Origin of the sequence: uncultured Acinetobacter sp. (assembly GCF_947626835.1) — a bacterium.
Taxonomy (GTDB): Bacteria; Pseudomonadota; Gammaproteobacteria; order Pseudomonadales; family Moraxellaceae; genus Acinetobacter.
In genome coordinates this window covers 1-18881 of sequence record NZ_CANQTS010000030.1, presented here as the reverse complement: position 1 = coordinate 18881, position 18881 = coordinate 1, and the positions used below count along the sequence as shown (strand labels likewise).

Below are 18881 nucleotides of genomic sequence, written 5' to 3'. Positions count from 1 at the left end.
AAACCAGCCCGCGGGCTGGTTTTTTTATTCACGGCGTAAGGTTAACTCATAGCCGGTATATTTACGAATATTGATCACACCTGTATCGAGCATTAAATATTGACCTTTAATCCCTTGTAGGCAACCGCGAATTTTCGCTGTTTTATCTAAATTGTGAGATTTAATTTTTGCAGGATATTCAGCAATAGGATAAACAAATTCGCGTGGATGCTCATGTTGTAAAATTTCTAGCCCTTCATTAAAATCTAAACTCAAGCTAAATTCATCACGAATGCTCTCAATGTGTGGAGCAAACTCATCTAACAGTTCATCACGCAGCCCAATGAGGTCTAAAGCAGGAGCTTGACCTTTGAGTAATTTACGCCAATCGGTCTTATCTGCTACTTGTTCAGCAAACATGATCTCAAGCTGACCGGATAAGCGTCGTGAACCCACTTGCATAATCGGCAGGGCTTGAGTGGCACCTTGATCGAGCCAACGGGTCGGCATTTGCCCCAAACGCGTAATGCCAACCTTTAAAGCACTTGAATTGGCAAGATAAACAATATGTGGTTGAAAGCACACCTCTTGCGCAAATTTTTCTTCACGGCAAGTGCCTAAATGATAGTGGCAGGTTTCAGGCTTCATGATACACATGTCGCAAGAAGCCTTGGTTTTAAAGCATTTATAACAATGACCTTGTGAATAAGATTTAGGAGTTTTACCGCCACAAGAAACGCAGTAAATCTGACCGCTCCATTCAATTTCTAACTCTTGTCCTAGGATAAAAGGAAGATCAATTTTTTGACGATCTAAGATAAATTTATATTCAACATTTGCCTTGTGTATGTGTTGATCCGTTACACTAAGGTCGCTTAAACCTGCATGCATTTTATGGCAAATGCCTTGATGTTCCATACAAAATTACTCACTTGATAAAAAAGGAGGCCTTTATGCCCAAAATCAACGTCATCACTGCTTTGCTAGACGATTTATCCAAAGAACAGCCCATTTATAGCGCATTATGCCTAGGTCAAGATTTTAGTGCCGTTGCCCCTGATATTACTTGGCAATATTTTAACGTATTCGATTTTTTAAATCTGCCTTTTCAAAAACGTGATGATTTAGCCATTGTGATGCTAAATACAACTGACTTAGCCAACTTAAACGATGCACAAAAATCACAAATTTTGGTTAAATTGCGTGATTTGATGGCTAAACGTATTGTGGTGATAAGTAGCCAACAAGATGAAAAACTGCTGCGTGCCTTAGGTTTTAGCCAAGTCATGCACGATTTACAGGCTCAACAAGACGCCATTTTATGGCAATTTAATATTTTAACCTATAAACATGTACCCGATTGGCTAAATGCCAAATATTGGGCAAATCCACAACATTGGGATCAATATCGTTGGTAAATACTTGCAAAAATTAACAAAGCTGACAATGAAAAGTGATCTAAAACCCGTATGCTAAACAAGAACTAAAGCAACAATAATTAGGCATTGGATATGACAAATTTAAGTAATATCGTGGAGATGTTAGCCAAGCAAGCCTTGGGTGGTCAGCAACAACCGCAGCAAAATGGTTTAGGTGGCATTTTAGGCAGCGTACTGGGACAGTTAGGTGGTCAACAACAATCAAATTCTGCGCAAAGTGGATTAGGTGCTATTTTAGGTGGCTTACTCGGTGGCACACAACCCCAAACCCAAGCACAACCTAGAACGTCTAATTCTGGTTTCTCAGGCGGTGGTAAAACACTTTTAATCGCAGTATTGCCTTTGGTGTTGGCATGGATTCAAAAACAAGGTGGCTTACAAGGCGCTTTAGATAAACTGCGTGGTCAAGGACTTAACTCACAAGTCGATGATTGGGTCTCTACAGGTGAAGGCGCCAATGCACAAGTCGATCAACACACTGTACAACAGTTATTTAATGATCAAGATGTAGAAGAAGTGGCGCAACAAGCGCATACCAACAAGCAAGATGTGTATGGCGCGATTTCACAGGTTTTACCAGAAATTATTGACTCACTTACACCACAAGGTGAGAAAACCAGTAAACAAGAAGCTAATGATGATATTCAACAGGTGCTCAGCTTAGTTTCAGGATTTTTTAAGCGTTAATGAGCAAACAAAAAAGACCAGCTTGAAGCTGGTCTTTTTTTTAAGGTGATAAGTGCTTAGAAGTCGTAGCGCATACCTACCGATAAACCAAGCGGTGTTTCACCCGCAGCATTTACACCTTGCGAGCTTGAAGGCTTGTTGCTACGTGCTTGTGACCACGGCGTTAAGTTTGCATTGTCATCGTTCATCACTGCTGCAAGATTACCATACATACGTAATTGGCTGTCAAAGCGATGTTCTAAACCTAAAGCTAAAAGTGTTGAGTTAGCATCATCGCTGTCGACTTCACGGTGGAAGACTTGACCACGTACATAGGTTTTTGGTGCAAATTTATAATCGGCAGCCACACCTAATACATGCGCATCTGCATTCACACCGACGTCTTGATCATGTGTAGTAAATTGATACAAGCCAGCTAAATTAAGTGCAGGTGTGACTTTATAGCTTGCAGCAAGACGCAAACCATCACGCTCACCACGGCTTACATCTTCTTCATAATGTTCGTAGGCTGCTGCAACATCTAAGTTACCGGCCTTATAGTTTAAACCTAGATCATAAGCTTTAGATTTTTCGTTAGTATCTTCTTGACGATCATCGGTAATCATAGTGCCATTATGAAGCGATAAAGCGGCTTTTGCGGTAAAACCACCACCGAATTTAGGAGATTGGTATTCAATGGTATTTGGATTACGTTCATCAAAACGGTGGTTATAAGCACGAGTTACGTTACGTAAATCACCCACTTGGTCACCAAAGAAGTTTGCAGGGCCACGCGCAGCTTTAAATGGGCTATCAAAACGACCTACTTTGACCTGACCGAAGTCACCTTTTAAACCTACATAGGTATCACGCGTTGAAAAATCAACAGAATCTTCTTTATCTTCTGAACCACTTGCAAAGTTGATTTGTTGTTCTATTTGAGCAAAGGCTGTGAAATCGTCATTTACTTTATGTTCAACTTTAAACCCTAAACGTGAAGCATTTGAAGATAAGCCAACTTCGTTATAATCTTTGCCATCATCAAGATAATCTAAAGAGACATGTGCACGGCCATAAATTTTAATGTCGGCAGCCATCGCGAGCGCTGGTGTGAAAAGTGTCGCTCCAATTGCGATTGCACAAAGTGTTTTGTTCATTGTTTGCTCCAGTAAAGAACTGTGCAGTAATCTATATGTACTGCGCTTTATTGGCGCTCAGTATTGCCAAAAAATAAGACAATTCCGTGAACGAATTATTACATTTTGATGACAGGGTAAAATATCAATACAAAAAATGGAGCCAGAAGGCTCCATTTTTTTATAATTCAGCTTTTATTTTTTCAGCCAAGGCTTTGATCTTGTCTTGATCACCCATGGTTGCACTATGTTGACCCAATTCATGTACTGAACTTGGAATAAGATGAAAATGCACATGTGGTACAGTTTGACCAGCGGCTGCACCTGACAATTGCATCAGCACAATGCCTTGAACACCTAAAGCGCGTTCTATTGCTTGGGCAATTTTTTGCACAATTTGAATGGTATAGGCAGCAACATTTGGCTCTAAATCCAATAAAGTCACTGCTGGGCTTTTAGGAATGACTAAAGTATGACCATCTGCTTGCGGCATAATGTCCATAAATGCCAAAACTTGCTCATCTTCATAAACTTTAATGGCAGGCAATTCGCCACGTAAAATACGAGCGAAAATATTTTGATCATCGTAAGCCATGATTTTTCCTTAAAAATTGCTGTAATTAGTTACAGTTCAATTCTTTCTGTTTTTGCTTAATTTGGTCAAGTCGTTGTTGTTCTTTTTCTGAGAATTTAGGCTCTTTGGTCACATGACAGTTTTTGCCATCAAAGCGGGCTTGTTTAGCCGGGTCTTTAAAACAAAAGCCCTTAGAGGCATAAATCACATCATAATCATCTTGCAACTTTTGACACTGTTGTACATTGGCTAGGGTTGTTGTTGCACTTAATAACGTGGTGAGGCTGGCCAGTAGCACGATGCTCAATTTCATCATGTTGATGTTCCTTCACAAATTCAGTGATATATATCTCTTATAGTGAGGCATTATGTAAAAAAAACAATGACTGAAACTTACTCAATTGTAATTTTATTCCAGTGTTCATAGAGGTAAGCTAAGGTGGAAAAGTCACTGTTTTGATCGATTTGGTTGCTTGCAGCTTGTACTAAACTTTGCGTTTGAGCAATCACAGGTACCGCTAATTTGGCTTGATGGGCCAAATCAAGGGCAATGCCTGTATCTTTGGCCAATAAAGGCAGGGCAAAGGTGAGTGGGAATTCACGGTTTAAAATACGCTGTGGTAATACACTTTCTGTGGCAGCACTTTTACCGCTTGAGGCATTAATGCAAGCTAATGCATTGTTTAAATCGACGCCGTGTGCTTTTAAGGTACTAAAGCCTTCTAAGGCGGCACATAGATTGACGGCCAGTAGCATATTATTGACTGCCTTTACAGCAAAACCGGCACCGGGTTCACCCACATGTTGAATTAATTGACCAAAACATTGCATGGCAGGTAAAGCACGCTGGACATCTTCGGCATCACCGCCAATCATCACGGTTAATGTGCCTTGTTCTGCACCAATCGTTTGACCTGACACCGGAGCATCTAAAAAACCAACGCCTTGTGCTTTGAGTTGCGTATGTAACACACGCGCAATGTCAGGCACACCACTGGTACAATCGACCCAAACCGAACCAGCTTTTAGAGAAAGGCCTTCGATTAAATCTACGACATCTTGACTGGTGGGTAGACATGAAAAAATTACATCGGCTTGTACTGCTTGTGAAAGTTCCACCGCTTGTGAGCCATATTGCTGGGCATGTTGTTCAGCTTTACTAAAATTGCGATTCCACACCCAAACCTGTTCAAATTGATTGACCAAGTGTGCTGCCATACGGTAGCCCATTGCGCCTAAACCGATAAATGCAACAGATTGAATCATGTGGATCCCCTTTTATAATGATGTTGAACGTTGTTGTAGCCAAGTGGCCAATTGCGGCCAAAATTCCTTGGCGCTATTTTGGTTGGACATGATACCCATATGTCCACCGTTGATTAAAGTAAACGTGACATCAGGGCTACTTGTCAATTCACATAAAGGCGCAACCGCATCTGCACACACCAATTGATCGCGTAAACCTGCGCCCACCAACAGATTACAATCAATATTTTTTAATTGGATAAGTTTATGATTTAAGTGAATATGACCATTTTTGAGCGGGTTTTGCAGCCAAATATTTAAAATCATGTCCTGATTTATCCCGCCCGGATAATCAATCATGTCATTTAAATATGCGCTCATAGTGGCATGTTCTTGTAGCACTTGTGGGTCATCTAAGTTTTGCAGCAAGCGTTTATGACCATTGAACCAACCTGGTGGATCAAGCAGTTTAAACACTAAAGCATTGAGTTTACCGGGTGTTTGCAGCATCTTTTTGGGTAATTTACCGCTATATAGTGTGTTGGCAAGCCGTGGATAGCTGGCTAAAAACGCTTGGGTATGTTGAAGCAATTGACCATGCCAACCCGTTAAAAAAGTATCAATCGGTGCGCCTAAAGTGATTAAGTTTTTGATTTGTTTTGAATGACAATGCGCTGTGTAAAGCGTGGCAAACAGCCCCCCCATACTCCAACCATGTAAAGACACATCAGGGCTACCTGAATTGGTACGAATACTGTGTAAGCAATGAGGAATAATATCTTCTAAAAAGTGCAAAAAATTTAACTGATGATCGGCATAGTTAAAGCGTCCCCAATCGAGTAAATACACCTCAAAGCCTTGTTGTTGAAAATACTGAACCAAAGAGCGATACGGGTATAAATCATAAATCGAAACCGTGACAGCCAAAGGTGGAATAAAGACCAAGGGTTCTAAAAAGCGGCGCTCATGGGCTGGATAATAACGAATACTGGTATGCTGATAACGTTCAATCACCTGATAGGGGGTACTTTGTGAGACCACTAAACGACTGCTCTGGAAAATCCGTGTGGATAAGTTTTTCAATTTATCTGTTTGATTTTTCAGATGGAATGAAGCAAGTTTTCTCATAAATAGCGAATCTTTTTCGGTAGATTTGGACGAAGTCTAAACGATCATTGTATATTTTACCTTGACCCAGAAGATACTAGGCGCTCAAAATGTTGGCAATTCTTTACACAGGCAGTCTTGGACTGAAAATATAATGAGCCAACACGACGATCTTGAATACCAACTCGATACTTTAGCACTGCGTACTGGCCATACGCGTAGTTTTGAGGGTGAACACGGCGAACCGATCTTTTTAACCTCATCTTTTGTGTATGCCAATGCCGCAGAAGCCGCTGCTAAATTTTCAGGTCAAGAGCCGGGCAATATTTATTCACGCTTTACCAATCCAACAGTGGCGATGTTTGAAAAACGTCTGGCGGCGATTGAAGGCGCTGAACGTGCCGTGGCAACAAGTTCAGGTATGGCAGCGATTATGGCGGTTGCAATGTCGTTCTTAAAACAAGGCGATCATGTGATTTGTTCACGCGCCGTGTTTGGTTCTACCGTGGCGATGTTTGAAAAATATGTGGCAAAATTTGGTGTTCAAGTAGATTTTGTAGACTTAACCGATTTATCAGCTTGGGAAAATGCCATTCAAGACAATACCAAGCTGTTATTTGTAGAATCGCCATCTAATCCTTTAGCAGAAGTGGCGGATATTCAAGCCTTGGCAGATTTGGCACATGCGCATGGGGCATTATTGGCGATTGACAACAGCTTCTGTACACCTGTGTTACAACAACCAATTAAATTTGGTGCCGACTTGGTAGTGTATTCGGCAACCAAATACTTAGACGGTCAAGGTCGTGCTTTAGGTGGTGCTGTGGTGGGCAGCCATGCCTTACTTGAAGAAGTGTATGGTTATGTGCGCACGACAGGGCCATCTATGAGTCCATTTAATGCATGGGTATTCTTAAAAGGCTTAGAAACCTTACGTTTACGTATGCGTGAACACTCAAGTAACGCACAAAAATTAGCAGAATTTTTAGATGCTCATGATAAAGTAGAAAAAGTTTATTATGCAGGTTTAAGGGCCCATGTAGGGCATGAATTAGCAGCTAAACAACAAACTGGTTTTGGTGGTATTGTATCATTTGAAGTTCAAGGCGGACGTGAAGGCGCTTGGACGGTGATTGACCATACTCAATTTATCTCAATTACGGGTAATTTAGGTGATGCAAAATCCACCATTACCCATCCTGCCACCACCACACATGGTAAATTATCAGCCGATGCCAAAGCCGCAGCAGGCATTCGTGAAGGCTTAATTCGTGTATCGGTGGGCTTAGAAGATATTGATGATATTATTCGCGATCTTTCTCGCGGCTTAGATTTAATTTAAACACTACGCTTTTTTCGGAGATTTTTTATGAACATTAATATGTTGATGCAGCAAGCTCAGCGCATGCAAAAAGACATGGAAAGCAATGTCAAAAAGGCCAAAGAACAATTGGCACAAACCGAAGTACATGCCGAAGCAGGTGGCGGTTTAGTGAAAGTGACCATGACTTGCCGTAACGTGGTGAAACGCATTCAGATTGATCCTGAATTACTCAAAGATGATGCTGATATGGTTGAAGACTTAATTGCAGCAGCAATGAATGATGCTGCGCGTCAAGCTGAAGTGATTTCTGAAGAAACCATGAAAGCTGCTAACCAAGGCATGGGCTTACCACCAGGTCTTGCAGGCTTATTCTAAGGAACGCACGTCATGTTTAGTGCTCGTTTTGATCAACTGGTACAAGCATTACGTGTCTTACCAAGCGTTGGGCCGAAATCGGCTCAACGCATGGCATTGCATTTAATGTTAAAAAATCGTGAAGGGGCGTATGCCTTGGCACATGCCTTAACCGAAGCCAGTAATAGTTTACATGCCTGTCAGATCTGTCATTCCTTGACAGAAGCTGATGTATGCGACATCTGTAACGCCGTGGATCGTGATGCTGAGGTGTTGTGCGTGGTTGAATCACCTGCTGACGTGATGGCAATTGAACAAAGCGGCAGTTTTCGCGGCAAATATCATGTGTTAGGTGGGCATCTATCGCCCCTTGATGGAATTGGGCCTGAAGAAATTGGCATTCCTTATTTATTACAGCGCTTAAGTCAAGGCGGTATTAAAGAGGTGATCTTAGCCACCAATGCGACGGTTGAAGGTCAAGCCACGGCGCATTATTTACTAGAAGCCAGTAAGCATTTGCCTTTAACCATGACCCGTATTGCTCAAGGCGTACCTCAAGGCGGTGAGCTTGAATATGTCGATAGTCATACTTTAAGTCAAGCGGTACATAATCGAATGCGCATGAAATAATTTTTATGCGTTTTTCTTTTTATATAAAAAAAATATAACAGTTGAATTATATTGCCGAGATATTTTTAATAAAGCGTGAAACAAATCACATTTTAAGGGTTTTTTTTATATCTAAATTATATAGAGCGCGTTAAAATAATCACGTTAAAAAACCATCCAATGATAATTTTAGGCATGTTTCAACTCATTCAAAAGCAACAAGACTTAGACGCAATTGTAGTCCAAATGGGGCAGTGTTCGACCTATGGTTTAGATACCGAATTTATTAAGGTGGATACCCTATGGCCAAAACTCGGTGTCTTTCAAATTAATGTGGCCAATCAAGTCTATTTGCTTGATGGAACATGCTTAGATTTAAATCAATTTTGGCAAAAAATTTTTACCGCACAGCAAAATATCTTCCATGCCTGTGGTGAAGACATTGATCTGATTTATCATTATACCGGTCAAAATCATTTAAATAATGTGTTTGATACGCAAGTGGCCTTGTCATTTTTAGGCTATGGCTTACAGGTGAGCTATCAAAATGCCCTAAAAACGCTCCTCAACATTGAAATTGATAAAGATCAGACCCGTTCTGATTGGTTAGCGCGTCCTTTAAGTCAAGAACAACTTAATTATGCAGCCAATGATGTATTGTACATCATGCAATTGTCTGAGCAGATTCAAGCAGAATTAAAAGAAAAAGGCATGCTGGCGTGGGTGCTTGAAGATTGCCGTCATTTAACCTATGAAATTGGGCAACATACAGCACTGGATGCTTTATACCAAGATGTGGGCAATTACCGTCATTCACGGCGTCAGTTGATGCAATTGCAACGCTTGGCACTGTGGCGTGATCAATTGTCCAAAGCCTTAAATATCCCTAAAAGTTTTGTGCTTAAAAACTCAAGTTTGATGGATTTAGTAGAAAAAAATCCACGTAACCCGTACCTATTGGCCGGTATTAAGGACATTCGTGCCAATATTGTGCGTGAATATGGCAAAACCATTTTGGCTTTATTGCAAGAATTGCCCGAGCCTGAAACTTGGCCTGAAAAATTGCCGCGCCCGATGCGTGCCTCAAAAGAATTATCAGAGAAGATTGATCAGGTGTTAAGTGACGCCGTGCTAGACACACAGATTCCCAAAGAAGTTTTAATGCGTAAAAAGTGGATGAATGCCTTGTATCAACATGTGGTAGCAGCCTCTGAGCTAGATAGTTTACCGCCTTATTTACTAGGTTGGCGCTATCGCGTATTGACCCAGCCTTTAATTGATGTGTTGCGCCAAGAGCTGGATGATCATGCTTAAGTAATCTTAAGGCTTTACATTTCTTTCCCCAAAGCATTAATATTTCAGTATTATAAAAAGACAGAGCCTCAGCATGTTTTGAGCTCTGTCTTTTTTCTTGTCGGCTGTTTTTTCGTGGTTATGAGTTCTAATATGTACTGTTCTATTTATAAATCGAGCAAAAAAGACGAAATGTATTTATACGTTGCACGTCCAAGTGAAGATCAAGCAGAAGGTTTTGATCCGCTATTGGCTCTGCCTGAACCATTACGTGCGGCTTTTGGTCGAGTGACATTTGTCATGGATTTAGAGTTACATGCAGAGCGTAAATTGGCACGTGTAAACGTGTTACATGTGATGGATTCAATCCAAACCCAAGGGTTCTTTTTACAAATGCCACCTGAAGGTCTGATTGATCCCAATGCTGTAGCACCTGAAGGCTTACGCGGTGCTTAACCATTTATCAGGAGAGAAGTAATGGATTTAACCTTTTTAGACGCCATTCCTGAAGACCTGATTGCAATCACGGTTTATTTAGGCGGCAGTGCCATTGTTTTATGGTGCTGGTATTTGATTGCCAAACGCCTACCTAAGCTGCTGGGTGGCATTACATGGATTGTCTGTTTTGCCATCTTATTAACCCCAACGGTGTCTGAGGGCAATAATGCAGCGCTTGCTCCTGCAACCTTTGGCTTATTATTTGGTGTATTGACCAAAGATATGCCATTGGTCTGGTCAAATTTGGCCAATATTTTATTGGTGGTGGGCGTCGGTGCAATTTTGGGGTATTGTTGGTCAAAATATAGCGCGGCTAAAGCGCAACCACAATCACCCTTATAAAAATTGAGTACCCAAGACAGTGATGAACGAGCAAACCCAATTTGAAGGCAGCGCACAATATATTGCCACAGACAGTTTAAAGCTTGCAGTGAAAGCGGCACGTCATTTACAAAAACCACTGCTGATTAAAGGTGAGCCCGGCACCGGTAAAACCTTGCTCGCAGAGCAAGTGGCTGCAAGCTTAGGCTTACCGTTACTGACATGGCATATTAAATCGACCACCAAAGCGCAACAAGGCTTATATGAGTATGATGCAGTATCACGTTTACGTGATAGTCAGTTGGGTGATGATCGGGTTTATGAGATTAAAAACTACATTAAGCCGGGCAAATTATGGCAAGCGTTTAGCAGTCCTGAGCGCTGCGTGTTGTTGATTGATGAAATTGATAAAGCAGACATTGAATTTCCTAATGATTTACTGCATGAACTGGATAAAATGTCGTTCTTTGTGTATGAAACTGGCGAAACCATTACTGCACAACAACGCCCGATTGTCATTATTACCTCAAATAACGAAAAAGAATTACCCGATGCTTTTTTGCGTCGCTGTTTCTTTCATTATATTGAATTCCCTGATGAAGCGACCATGCGTCAAATTATCGAGGTACATTTTCCCAATATTTCAGGTCAATTGGTCAATCAAGCTTTAGAAATTTTTTTTAAACTGCGTCAAATGCCGGGGCTTAAAAAACCACCCTCTACGTCAGAACTCATTGATTGGTTAAGTCTATTGATGGCAGATGACATGCCAGATGATATTTTAGCGCAACATGATCCAAGCAAAGCCATTCCACCTTTATATGGTGCTTTGCTAAAAAATGAGCAAGATGTGCAATTGCTTGAACGTCTTGCTTTTATGTCACGTCGCTAAAGGAGTAATCGCCTTATGTTTGTGCGATTATTTTATACCTTACGCAAATATGGCATTCCAGTCTCTACACGTGAGCTGATTGACTTAAATCACGCCGTGGCGGCAGGTTTAGTCTTTGCTGATCAAGAGCAATTTTATCAGCTCACTCGCACCATTATGGTCAAAGATGAACGCTTTTTTGATAAATTTGATCGTGCCATAAAAGATTATTTTCAAGGTATTGCCACATTTGATTTGGATCAACTGCTGCATCAAGTACAGCAATTACCTAAAAGTTGGTTTGATTTAGAATTACTTGAGAAAAACCTCACCCCTGAGCAGCGCGATGCGTTACAAAAAGCAGGTTCTTTACAAGAACTGATGAAAATGCTCGAGCAGCGTCTACGTGAGCAACATAAAAAGCATCAAGGCGGCAATAAAATGATCGGCACGGGGGGCACCTCACCATTTGGTGCTTATGGAGATCATCCTGAAGGGGTTAGAATTGGTGGCCCAAGTCGCAAACGCTCAGCGGTTAAAGTGTGGGAACAGCGTAAATATCGCAATCTAGATACAGAGCAGCAGCTTGCCAGTCGCCATATGCAAATGGCACTACGACGCTTACGCCAATTTGCCCGTCAAGGTGCAGCAGAAGAACTCGACATTGATGCCACCATTCAAGCCACAGCTCAACAAGGTCTGTTAGATGTACAGCTTAGACCCGAGCGACGTAATCGGGTCAAAGTATTAATGTTATTGGACGTTGGCGGCTCAATGGATGCTCATATTCGGCAATGCGAGCAATTGTTTAGTGCTGCCAAAAATGAGTTTAAAAGCCTAGAGTATTTTTATTTTCATAATTGTTTATATGATTATGTATGGAAAGACAACCAACGTCGTTCAGCGACACGCCTCAGTACCTTAGATTTATTCAATACCTATGCACGTGACTATCGTGTCATTGTGGTTGGGGATGCCAGTATGGCACCTTATGAAGTGACCTCGGTTGGTGGTTCGGTTGAGTATATGAATGATGAAGCCGGACAAGTGTGGTTGCAGCGCTTGGCTCAGCATTTTGATAAAACCGCATGGCTGAATCCTGAGCAACAAAACTATTGGCAATATACCTACACCATTGGCCTAATCAAACAGATTTTTGATGATCATATGTATCCAATGACCTTAAATGGCATTGAAGATATGACTCGTTATTTAGCACGTTAGTATTAATTAGAGAACCCTTATGCAATATCACATCAATGGCATCGCCTTACCCAATGAAGATGGTTTTTTTGGGGCGTATGGCGGGCAGTTTATTTCACCTGAGCTAAAACAAGCCATGGACGAAATCAATATCGCATATGAAGAAATCCGTCATACCGAAGCATTTCAAAATGAACTTAAAGATTTATTTGCACACTATGTGGGACGTCCAAGTCCACTGTTTTATGCCAAGCGTTTATCCAATCAACTTGGTGGTGCACAAATCTATCTTAAACGTGAAGATTTAAACCATACTGGTGCCCATAAAATTAATCACTGTTTAGGTGAGGCACTACTGGCCAAATACATGGGCAAAACCAAAGTGATTGCCGAAACTGGTGCAGGTCAGCATGGTGTGGCTTTGGCAACGGCTTGTGCTTTGGTAGGGATTCCTTGTGAAATTCATATGGGCCAAGTGGATATTGAAAAAGAACATCCCAATGTGGTCAAAATGAAAATCTTAGGTGCTAAGCTCATTGCCGTGACACGGGGTACAGCTACCCTTAAAGATGCAGTGGACAGTGCATTTGAAGAATACTTAAAAGATCCAAAAAATTATATTTACGCCATTGGTTCTGTGGTCGGTCCACATCCGTTTCCAAAAATGGTGCGCGACTTCCAAGCGATTATTGGCGATGAGATTAAACTCCAAAGCCAAGACCGTTTTGGAGTTAATCCTGATTATGTGGTGGCGTGCGTAGGTGGTGGTTCTAACGCCGTGGGGTCATTTACTGCCTTTTTAAATGATCCTGAGGTAAAATTGGTGGGTGTCGAGCCTGCAGGACATGGTTTAGATACCGACATGCACTCTGCAACACTGACTTTAGGTAAGCCAAGCCAACTGCATGGTATGGCCTGTTATGTACTCGAAGATGAACAAGGAGAACCATTACCTGTCCATTCAATTGCTTCAGGTCTAGATTATCCAGGCGTAGGCCCACAGCATAGTTTACTCAAAGACTTAGGTCGTGTTGAATATACCTCAGCCACCGACCAAGAATGCTTAGATGCCTTTATGACGTTATCTCGTGTAGAGGGGATTGTGCCAGCATTAGAAAGTGCACACGCTGTGGCATGGGCCATGCGTGAAGCGCCACAACTTTCTCAAGACATCAAAATTGTGGTCACTGTGTCAGGTCGTGGTGACAAAGACTCTGATTATGTGGCTGCCAAGCTGGGGCTATAATCCATAAAAAACCGCTCATTTGAGCGGTTTTTTTAACCTGAGATATAGTGTTGCAGTTGCTCAATCAAGATCCGTTGATCTTCCATGGCCGCTTTGACCAAATCGCCAATCGCCACCATTGCCAATAAACGTTCATTTTCAACCACAGGTAAATGACGCAAATGACCATCGGTCATAATCTTTAAACATTGATTGATTTCCATGCCTGTTGTCACCGTAATTACGTTACGTGTCATAATTTGATCGACGTTGGTGGTCAAGGAAGAACGCCCTTGTAACTCAATTTTATGCGTATAGTCACGCTCAGAAATAATACCCACTACTTTTTGATCTTCATTGGTCACAACCAAGGCACCAATGTTTTTTTCTGCCATCAGTTTAATGGCACTACGTACACTGGCATTTGGGGCAATAGTATATACAGAGTTGTCTTTGTTTTGCAGGACTTGAGCAACGGTGGTCATAATATGAATTGATCCTTATATCGTTTTTTGTTGTGATGTGATAACGCGATTGAAAATCGTCTCTTAAAATATATATAGCAGTTTATAGTTGAATATTACAGCGTTTTTAACTCGAAATTTTAAAAAAACTAACTTTACAGTGTTGGATGTACATTGAGGCGCTTGATTATCTTAATCCTGGATAACTGGGTCGCAAGGTCATGGTATATGTTATTGTTATGATAGATGGTTTTATTGTAAAAATAAATTTGGGTGATGGATTGCTAAAATCGTAATGAAAAAAAACGCCACCTAGGTGACGTTTCATTATGCTTGCATGGTGGCCATGTTTTGCCAATATTGCGCTTTAATTGAATCGCGCTCAACACGGAAACCTTGATGGTACAATTGAGCTAGAAATAGCGCTGCTTTACCATGACCTGCGCGTGCTGCTTGTTCCAATTCATGTACTGCATCGGAAAAGTTCATTTGCGATTGAATGGTGTTTACAGCATTGGCATATACACATTCTAAATCATGCTGAGAGAGAGGTTGATTCATAGAAAACTCCTTATTGTAATTATGAAAAACATCAAATGATGTGTGTTCAGCTTTTAAATGAGTCTAGCTGAAAACTATTAAACTAATATGACAAAACAGCACTCATTGTCAATAGCGATATAAGTTATTTTTCACACAACATGAGGTTACATGATTAAACAGTGAGCATTTTTATTATTGATTAAGATAATAGCTGTAAATAAGTTAATAACAATAAGGAGAACAACATGAACATACGTAGTTTAGATGGTTTTAATCTTGATGTACCCCCCACACATGCACAAGTCGTGGCTTTAGCACGTCAGCATCGTCATAACCTTGATGATGCTATTTTTCATGAAGATATCCACTTAGGTAATTTTTGTTTAGCACAGCGTAAACGGGTTTACGATTTTACCCGTGAGCTAAGCCCTGAACAGCGCCTTGAGTTTTACACGCTATATAATGGTGAGCTTGAGCGTATTGCCGATGAAGATCAGTTGCATCCTGCCGATGCTGAAGGTGGTGTCAGTGTTTTTGCCATTGCCATTGTCCTTGCCATTATTGCTTTAATTTTATATTTTGGTGTGGTGCGTAATATGGTGGGTTAATAGCGCTTGTGCTTCGAATCATAGCATCCTAAACTAATGCCAATTCGAGGATCTTTATGCCGCTGTCTCATCCATTTTATTCGTTTTTTCGTCGAGCACTGCCATATGGCTTTGACATTGCAGTGCTCGCTTTGATGCTCGCCATTGTAATAATTAGTTATCGTTCATTACAACATCCGGTAGGTGCTACTCAATTTCAGCACTTAGAGCTGCTCGCACGTCAGCAGGTCTACCCACACACTCAAGCGATGACGCTTAAATTGCTGCGTGAGTATGATTATATTTCCTATGGACAATACCTAAAAGTTATCCATGCACAACAATATGAGCAACGCCAAGCTCAGCAATTACCAGCGTTGCATCGGGATTAAATAAAAATTCACCTCATCAAATTCAAACTTAATACCGATAAGCTAGTTTTCTAAAAAACTGCGCCGTGTTCACATCATCGATGTATGAATTTAGGGTTTATCATTTTGATTCTATTTTTGCATTAGGCACCGCGATCTAATTTTGCATGCTGTATCAATAAAATATCTACTGATAACAGATGTCACGCTTGTAGATGCTCAATGTTCTCTATATTTAAATTATGCTAGACTCATGGTTTTTTAACGCGATGCTTTTTAAGGATTCGGCATGCAACAACAAAATCTGCAAAATAAATTTTTGATTGATGCTGATATCGGGGATGACGATGTCACACTACCGAGTTTACCTGCGGTAGATGTACCTATTGTGGCAGCAACACCAACTCAAACAGCAGTTGCAACACCTGATGAACACGCTGCAGCAGCAAGTTCAGGTGGTTTCTTTAGCCGAATGAAAGAAGGCTTAACTAAAACGCGTAAAAACCTTGCTGATGGGATGGTTAACATCTTAATTGGTGGTAAAGAAATTGATGATGAGCTGTTAGAAGAAGTTGAAGAGCAACTCTTGGTGGCAGATATTGGTGTTGAAGCAACAAAAACCATTATTGCCAATTTAACCGAGCGAACTGCGCGTGGCGATTTGATATACTCGCATTCTTTGTATAAAGCTTTACAAGAAGAATTGGTGGCTTTGCTTGCCCCACGTGTCAAACCTTTACATATTGACCCAAATAAATCACCGTATGTGATTTTGGTAGTGGGTGTAAATGGTGTGGGCAAAACCACCACCATTGGTAAATTGGCAAAACGTTTACAAGGTGAAGGTAAAAAAGTCATGCTTGCCGCAGGTGATACATTCCGTGCAGCAGCGACAGAACAACTACAAATTTGGGGTGAACGCAATAATATTCAGGTGGTTGCACAAGGTCATGGTGCCGATTCAGCATCAGTGATTTTTGATGCTTTTGAAAGTGCCCGTGCCAAAGGTGTCGATGTACTCATTGCTGATACAGCAGGACGCTTGCATAACAAAGGTCACTTGATGCAAGAACTCACCAAAGTTAAACGCGTAATGCAAAAAATTGATGCCACAGCGCCACATGAAATTATGCTGGTGGTGGATGCAGGTACAGGGCAAAATGCGATTAACCAAGTCGAAATGTTTGATGAAGCAGTGGGCTTAACAGGTCTTACCATTACTAAACTCGATGGTACAGCCAAAGGCGGTGTTTTATTTAATATTGCAAGTCGTACCCATGTGCCCATTCGCTTTATTGGTGTGGGCGAGAAAATTGATGATTTACGTCCTTTCTCAGCTAAGTCTTTTGTCGCGGCATTGTTTGAAACCGATAAAAAATAATACTGTTGTCTAAATCACATAAACTCTGCATTATGCGGAGTTTATGTATTTTAGCCCCTTCACCTGTTTAAAAAATAATCTAAAAATTATTTCAAAATCCCCCTAAGTTTGTGTGAAAAGATTAAACTTATTCCAAAGCCATACACTTATTAGGGGATTTTGCTGGTGGCATTATTAAGTAAAATTAGCCAAGTTTTAAGTACAGATTTAACTAAAGAATTTAAATTAAAAAAAACGCCTATTGAAGAAAAAAGTTTTCTTGACGCTATAAAAAAATGCCAACCTATTGATCAGTTGGGTAAAAAAGTGCACTTAAGCCAAAACTACTTGAGTGCTGTGATTATTGAAGCGATTAAGACTTGCCCAAATATTCAAAATCTAAACACCTTGCGCTGCGTTATTGTATATAACACAAGCCATCAAGCGTTTTGGCATTTGGTTGAGGAACAACAACGCCAACATATTCCTAGCCATCTATTTGCTGCAACTGCTGACAAAATATCAAATTATAAGAGTGCTTTTGGTACAGTACTGTTGTTTGAGGATCAAACAGCTTTACAATACTTAGCTAAGCAATGGCCATTAAATGCTGAGCATCATCGTGTATGGTCAGCACAACATCTGGGTATGGTGAGTCTGGCGGCTTGGTCAACTTTGGCAGATATTGGTTTAGGGGTTAATGTTTTGCATTATTTAGAATCCCATCCTGCATTGCATAAAACATTTAACTTGCCTGTACATTGGCAGCTTAAATCGCAATTAATTTTTGGTTCAATTGAGCAACCCGCTCAGCCATCTGTGTGTTATATACAGTCTGAGCATGTGCAAGTATTAAGTTAATAGGCAAATTGATGGGTTGGTTTTTCATAGAATATGCTACGAGTTAAGCACTTGTCATAAAAATGCAATATAGCAGCGGCATATTCTTTATTTTTAAAGTCGATATATATTAGAGTTAATCTATGCGCGTTAAAGTTATGGCAGCCAGTTTGGCTATATTGTGTAGTACATCTGTGGTTGCTGCAGTCAATATTAGCGCGCCTGATGAAATCAAGGTTATTGCTATTAATGATCAAGAAGTAAAAACAGGTCTATTAAGCAAAAAAAATGATTATGTATTGACAGAAGGGATACATAAAATTGCGGTGCGTTATAATGCCTTTTTTGAACATCATGATCATTCACATGATGTATTAAAATCAGATGTATTTACAATTCATACGCCAGTGTTAAAAAGTGGGAAATACCATTTAAGTTTAATTAATGCACCACAAGATTTTGAAGCAGCCAAACAGTATCAACAGCAACCTATCATTGGTCTGTATGATCAAAATAAAAATCTACTCGTGCAACAAGTGGGTACAAGGGCTAGTAACTCATCTTGGTTAAACTCAATTAATGTAACCACAACACAAACTGAAACCTCAAAGCCAACTGTGTCAAATGATTTTATCAATACACAATCCGATCAGGCATTGATTCAATTGTGGCAAAAGTCGTCTAAAGATGAGCGTCAAAAATTTATGCAGTGGATTGCAGAGCAGTCGAAATAATCCTTGTTGGCTTTATTTTTTCAACAAACTCTTGACGTATTAAAAAATAAGAGTATTATTACTGACCTAGCTTGCTAATGACGAATTAGTGAGTAAATCATTAAGAGATTATGAAGAACAACTTGTGTGGATTTTTAC

The 18881-nt window shown here is 40.6% G+C and carries 24 protein-coding genes; 16 read left to right on the top strand and 8 right to left on the bottom strand.

The genetic code is table 11. The features are described 5' to 3' along the window. Positions 1–24: 24 nt before the first annotated feature. The gene (locus Q0Z55_RS10510; protein ID WP_297428168.1) at positions 25–897 is read right to left on the bottom strand and encodes a DUF2797 domain-containing protein; all 873 of its coding nucleotides are present in this window, start codon (positions 895–897) and stop codon (positions 25–27) included. A 35-nt stretch (positions 898–932) separates the two neighbouring features. Between Q0Z55_RS10510 and Q0Z55_RS10505 the strand changes: the two genes are divergently transcribed. Beyond that, on the top strand, positions 933–1397 hold the full coding sequence (locus Q0Z55_RS10505) for a DUF6231 family protein (protein WP_297428165.1): 465 nt from the start codon (positions 933–935) through the stop codon (positions 1395–1397). A 93-nt stretch (positions 1398–1490) separates the two neighbouring features. Further along, positions 1491–2105, top strand: coding sequence for a YidB family protein (locus Q0Z55_RS10500; RefSeq protein ID WP_297428162.1), 615 nt, complete (start codon positions 1491–1493; stop codon positions 2103–2105). A 56-nt stretch (positions 2106–2161) separates the two neighbouring features. Here the strand turns inward: Q0Z55_RS10500 and Q0Z55_RS10495 are convergent, their stop codons facing one another. From Q0Z55_RS10495 to Q0Z55_RS10475, 5 genes are all read right to left on the bottom strand, one after another. After that, the gene (locus Q0Z55_RS10495) at positions 2162–3241 is read right to left on the bottom strand and encodes a porin (protein WP_297428159.1); all 1080 of its coding nucleotides are present in this window, start codon (positions 3239–3241) and stop codon (positions 2162–2164) included. 160 nt (positions 3242–3401) lie between these two features. After that, positions 3402–3815, bottom strand: a complete 414-nt coding sequence (locus Q0Z55_RS10490; RefSeq protein WP_297428155.1) for an HIT family protein — start codon at positions 3813–3815, stop codon at positions 3402–3404. 25 nt (positions 3816–3840) lie between these two features. Then, complete coding sequence (locus tag Q0Z55_RS10485) at positions 3841–4110, bottom strand: YARHG domain-containing protein (RefSeq protein ID WP_297428152.1); 270 nt, start codon at positions 4108–4110, stop codon at positions 3841–3843. A gap of 77 nt (positions 4111–4187) precedes the next feature. Beyond that, on the bottom strand, positions 4188–5060 hold the full coding sequence (locus tag Q0Z55_RS10480; RefSeq protein WP_297428148.1) for an NAD(P)-dependent oxidoreductase: 873 nt from the start codon (positions 5058–5060) through the stop codon (positions 4188–4190). Between the two features lie 12 nt (positions 5061–5072). Next, positions 5073–6167, bottom strand: coding sequence for an alpha/beta fold hydrolase (locus Q0Z55_RS10475; RefSeq protein WP_297428145.1), 1095 nt, complete (start codon positions 6165–6167; stop codon positions 5073–5075). Between the two features lie 133 nt (positions 6168–6300). On the opposite strand from Q0Z55_RS10475, the gene Q0Z55_RS10470 reads away from it, so the two are divergent. From Q0Z55_RS10470 to trpB, 9 genes are all read left to right on the top strand, one after another. Beyond that, the gene (locus Q0Z55_RS10470) at positions 6301–7488 is read left to right on the top strand and encodes an O-succinylhomoserine sulfhydrylase (protein ID WP_297428142.1); all 1188 of its coding nucleotides are present in this window, start codon (positions 6301–6303) and stop codon (positions 7486–7488) included. Positions 7489–7515: 27 nt separating this feature from the next. Next, complete coding sequence (locus tag Q0Z55_RS10465) at positions 7516–7845, top strand: YbaB/EbfC family nucleoid-associated protein (RefSeq protein WP_297428139.1); 330 nt, start codon at positions 7516–7518, stop codon at positions 7843–7845. Positions 7846–7857: 12 nt separating this feature from the next. Then, on the top strand, positions 7858–8454 hold the full coding sequence (recR, locus tag Q0Z55_RS10460; RefSeq protein WP_297428136.1) for a recombination mediator RecR: 597 nt from the start codon (positions 7858–7860) through the stop codon (positions 8452–8454). Between the two features lie 174 nt (positions 8455–8628). After that, positions 8629–9747 (top strand): HRDC domain-containing protein, encoded by a 1119-nt coding sequence (locus Q0Z55_RS10455; protein WP_297428133.1) that lies wholly within the window; start codon positions 8629–8631, stop codon positions 9745–9747. A 132-nt stretch (positions 9748–9879) separates the two neighbouring features. Beyond that, positions 9880–10182: a YcgL domain-containing protein gene (locus tag Q0Z55_RS10450; RefSeq protein WP_297428130.1), complete on the top strand. Its 303-nt coding sequence runs from the start codon at positions 9880–9882 to the stop codon at positions 10180–10182. A 21-nt stretch (positions 10183–10203) separates the two neighbouring features. Further along, positions 10204–10566: a hypothetical protein gene (locus Q0Z55_RS10445; RefSeq protein WP_297428127.1), complete on the top strand. Its 363-nt coding sequence runs from the start codon at positions 10204–10206 to the stop codon at positions 10564–10566. A gap of 22 nt (positions 10567–10588) precedes the next feature. Beyond that, positions 10589–11437, top strand: coding sequence for a MoxR family ATPase (locus Q0Z55_RS10440; protein WP_297428125.1), 849 nt, complete (start codon positions 10589–10591; stop codon positions 11435–11437). A gap of 15 nt (positions 11438–11452) precedes the next feature. Next, the gene (locus Q0Z55_RS10435) at positions 11453–12640 is read left to right on the top strand and encodes a VWA domain-containing protein (protein WP_297428123.1); all 1188 of its coding nucleotides are present in this window, start codon (positions 11453–11455) and stop codon (positions 12638–12640) included. A gap of 19 nt (positions 12641–12659) precedes the next feature. After that, the gene (gene trpB / locus Q0Z55_RS10430) at positions 12660–13865 is read left to right on the top strand and encodes a tryptophan synthase subunit beta (RefSeq protein ID WP_297428121.1); all 1206 of its coding nucleotides are present in this window, start codon (positions 12660–12662) and stop codon (positions 13863–13865) included. A gap of 32 nt (positions 13866–13897) precedes the next feature. Here the strand turns inward: trpB and Q0Z55_RS10425 are convergent, their stop codons facing one another. Together Q0Z55_RS10425 and Q0Z55_RS10420 are read right to left on the bottom strand one after the other, a co-directional pair. Further along, positions 13898–14329, bottom strand: a complete 432-nt coding sequence (locus Q0Z55_RS10425) for a CBS domain-containing protein (RefSeq protein WP_297428117.1) — start codon at positions 14327–14329, stop codon at positions 13898–13900. 306 nt (positions 14330–14635) lie between these two features. Then, entirely contained in the window at positions 14636–14869 is a 234-nt protein-coding gene (locus tag Q0Z55_RS10420) for a hypothetical protein (RefSeq protein WP_297428115.1), read from the bottom strand. Positions 14870–15096: 227 nt separating this feature from the next. Here Q0Z55_RS10420 and Q0Z55_RS10415 point away from each other — a divergent pair, with 227 nt between their 5' ends. From Q0Z55_RS10415 to Q0Z55_RS10395, 5 genes are all read left to right on the top strand, one after another. Continuing rightward, complete coding sequence (locus tag Q0Z55_RS10415) at positions 15097–15459, top strand: hypothetical protein (protein WP_297428112.1); 363 nt, start codon at positions 15097–15099, stop codon at positions 15457–15459. 56 nt (positions 15460–15515) lie between these two features. After that, positions 15516–15830: a hypothetical protein gene (locus Q0Z55_RS10410; RefSeq protein ID WP_297428109.1), complete on the top strand. Its 315-nt coding sequence runs from the start codon at positions 15516–15518 to the stop codon at positions 15828–15830. Between the two features lie 268 nt (positions 15831–16098). After that, complete coding sequence (gene ftsY / locus Q0Z55_RS10405; protein WP_297428105.1) at positions 16099–17190, top strand: signal recognition particle-docking protein FtsY; 1092 nt, start codon at positions 16099–16101, stop codon at positions 17188–17190. Positions 17191–17355: 165 nt separating this feature from the next. Then, the gene (locus Q0Z55_RS10400; protein ID WP_297428102.1) at positions 17356–18030 is read left to right on the top strand and encodes a nitroreductase family protein; all 675 of its coding nucleotides are present in this window, start codon (positions 17356–17358) and stop codon (positions 18028–18030) included. Between the two features lie 122 nt (positions 18031–18152). After that, positions 18153–18743, top strand: coding sequence for a DUF2057 family protein (locus tag Q0Z55_RS10395; protein ID WP_297428099.1), 591 nt, complete (start codon positions 18153–18155; stop codon positions 18741–18743). The last annotated feature ends 138 nt before the right edge of the window (positions 18744–18881 follow it).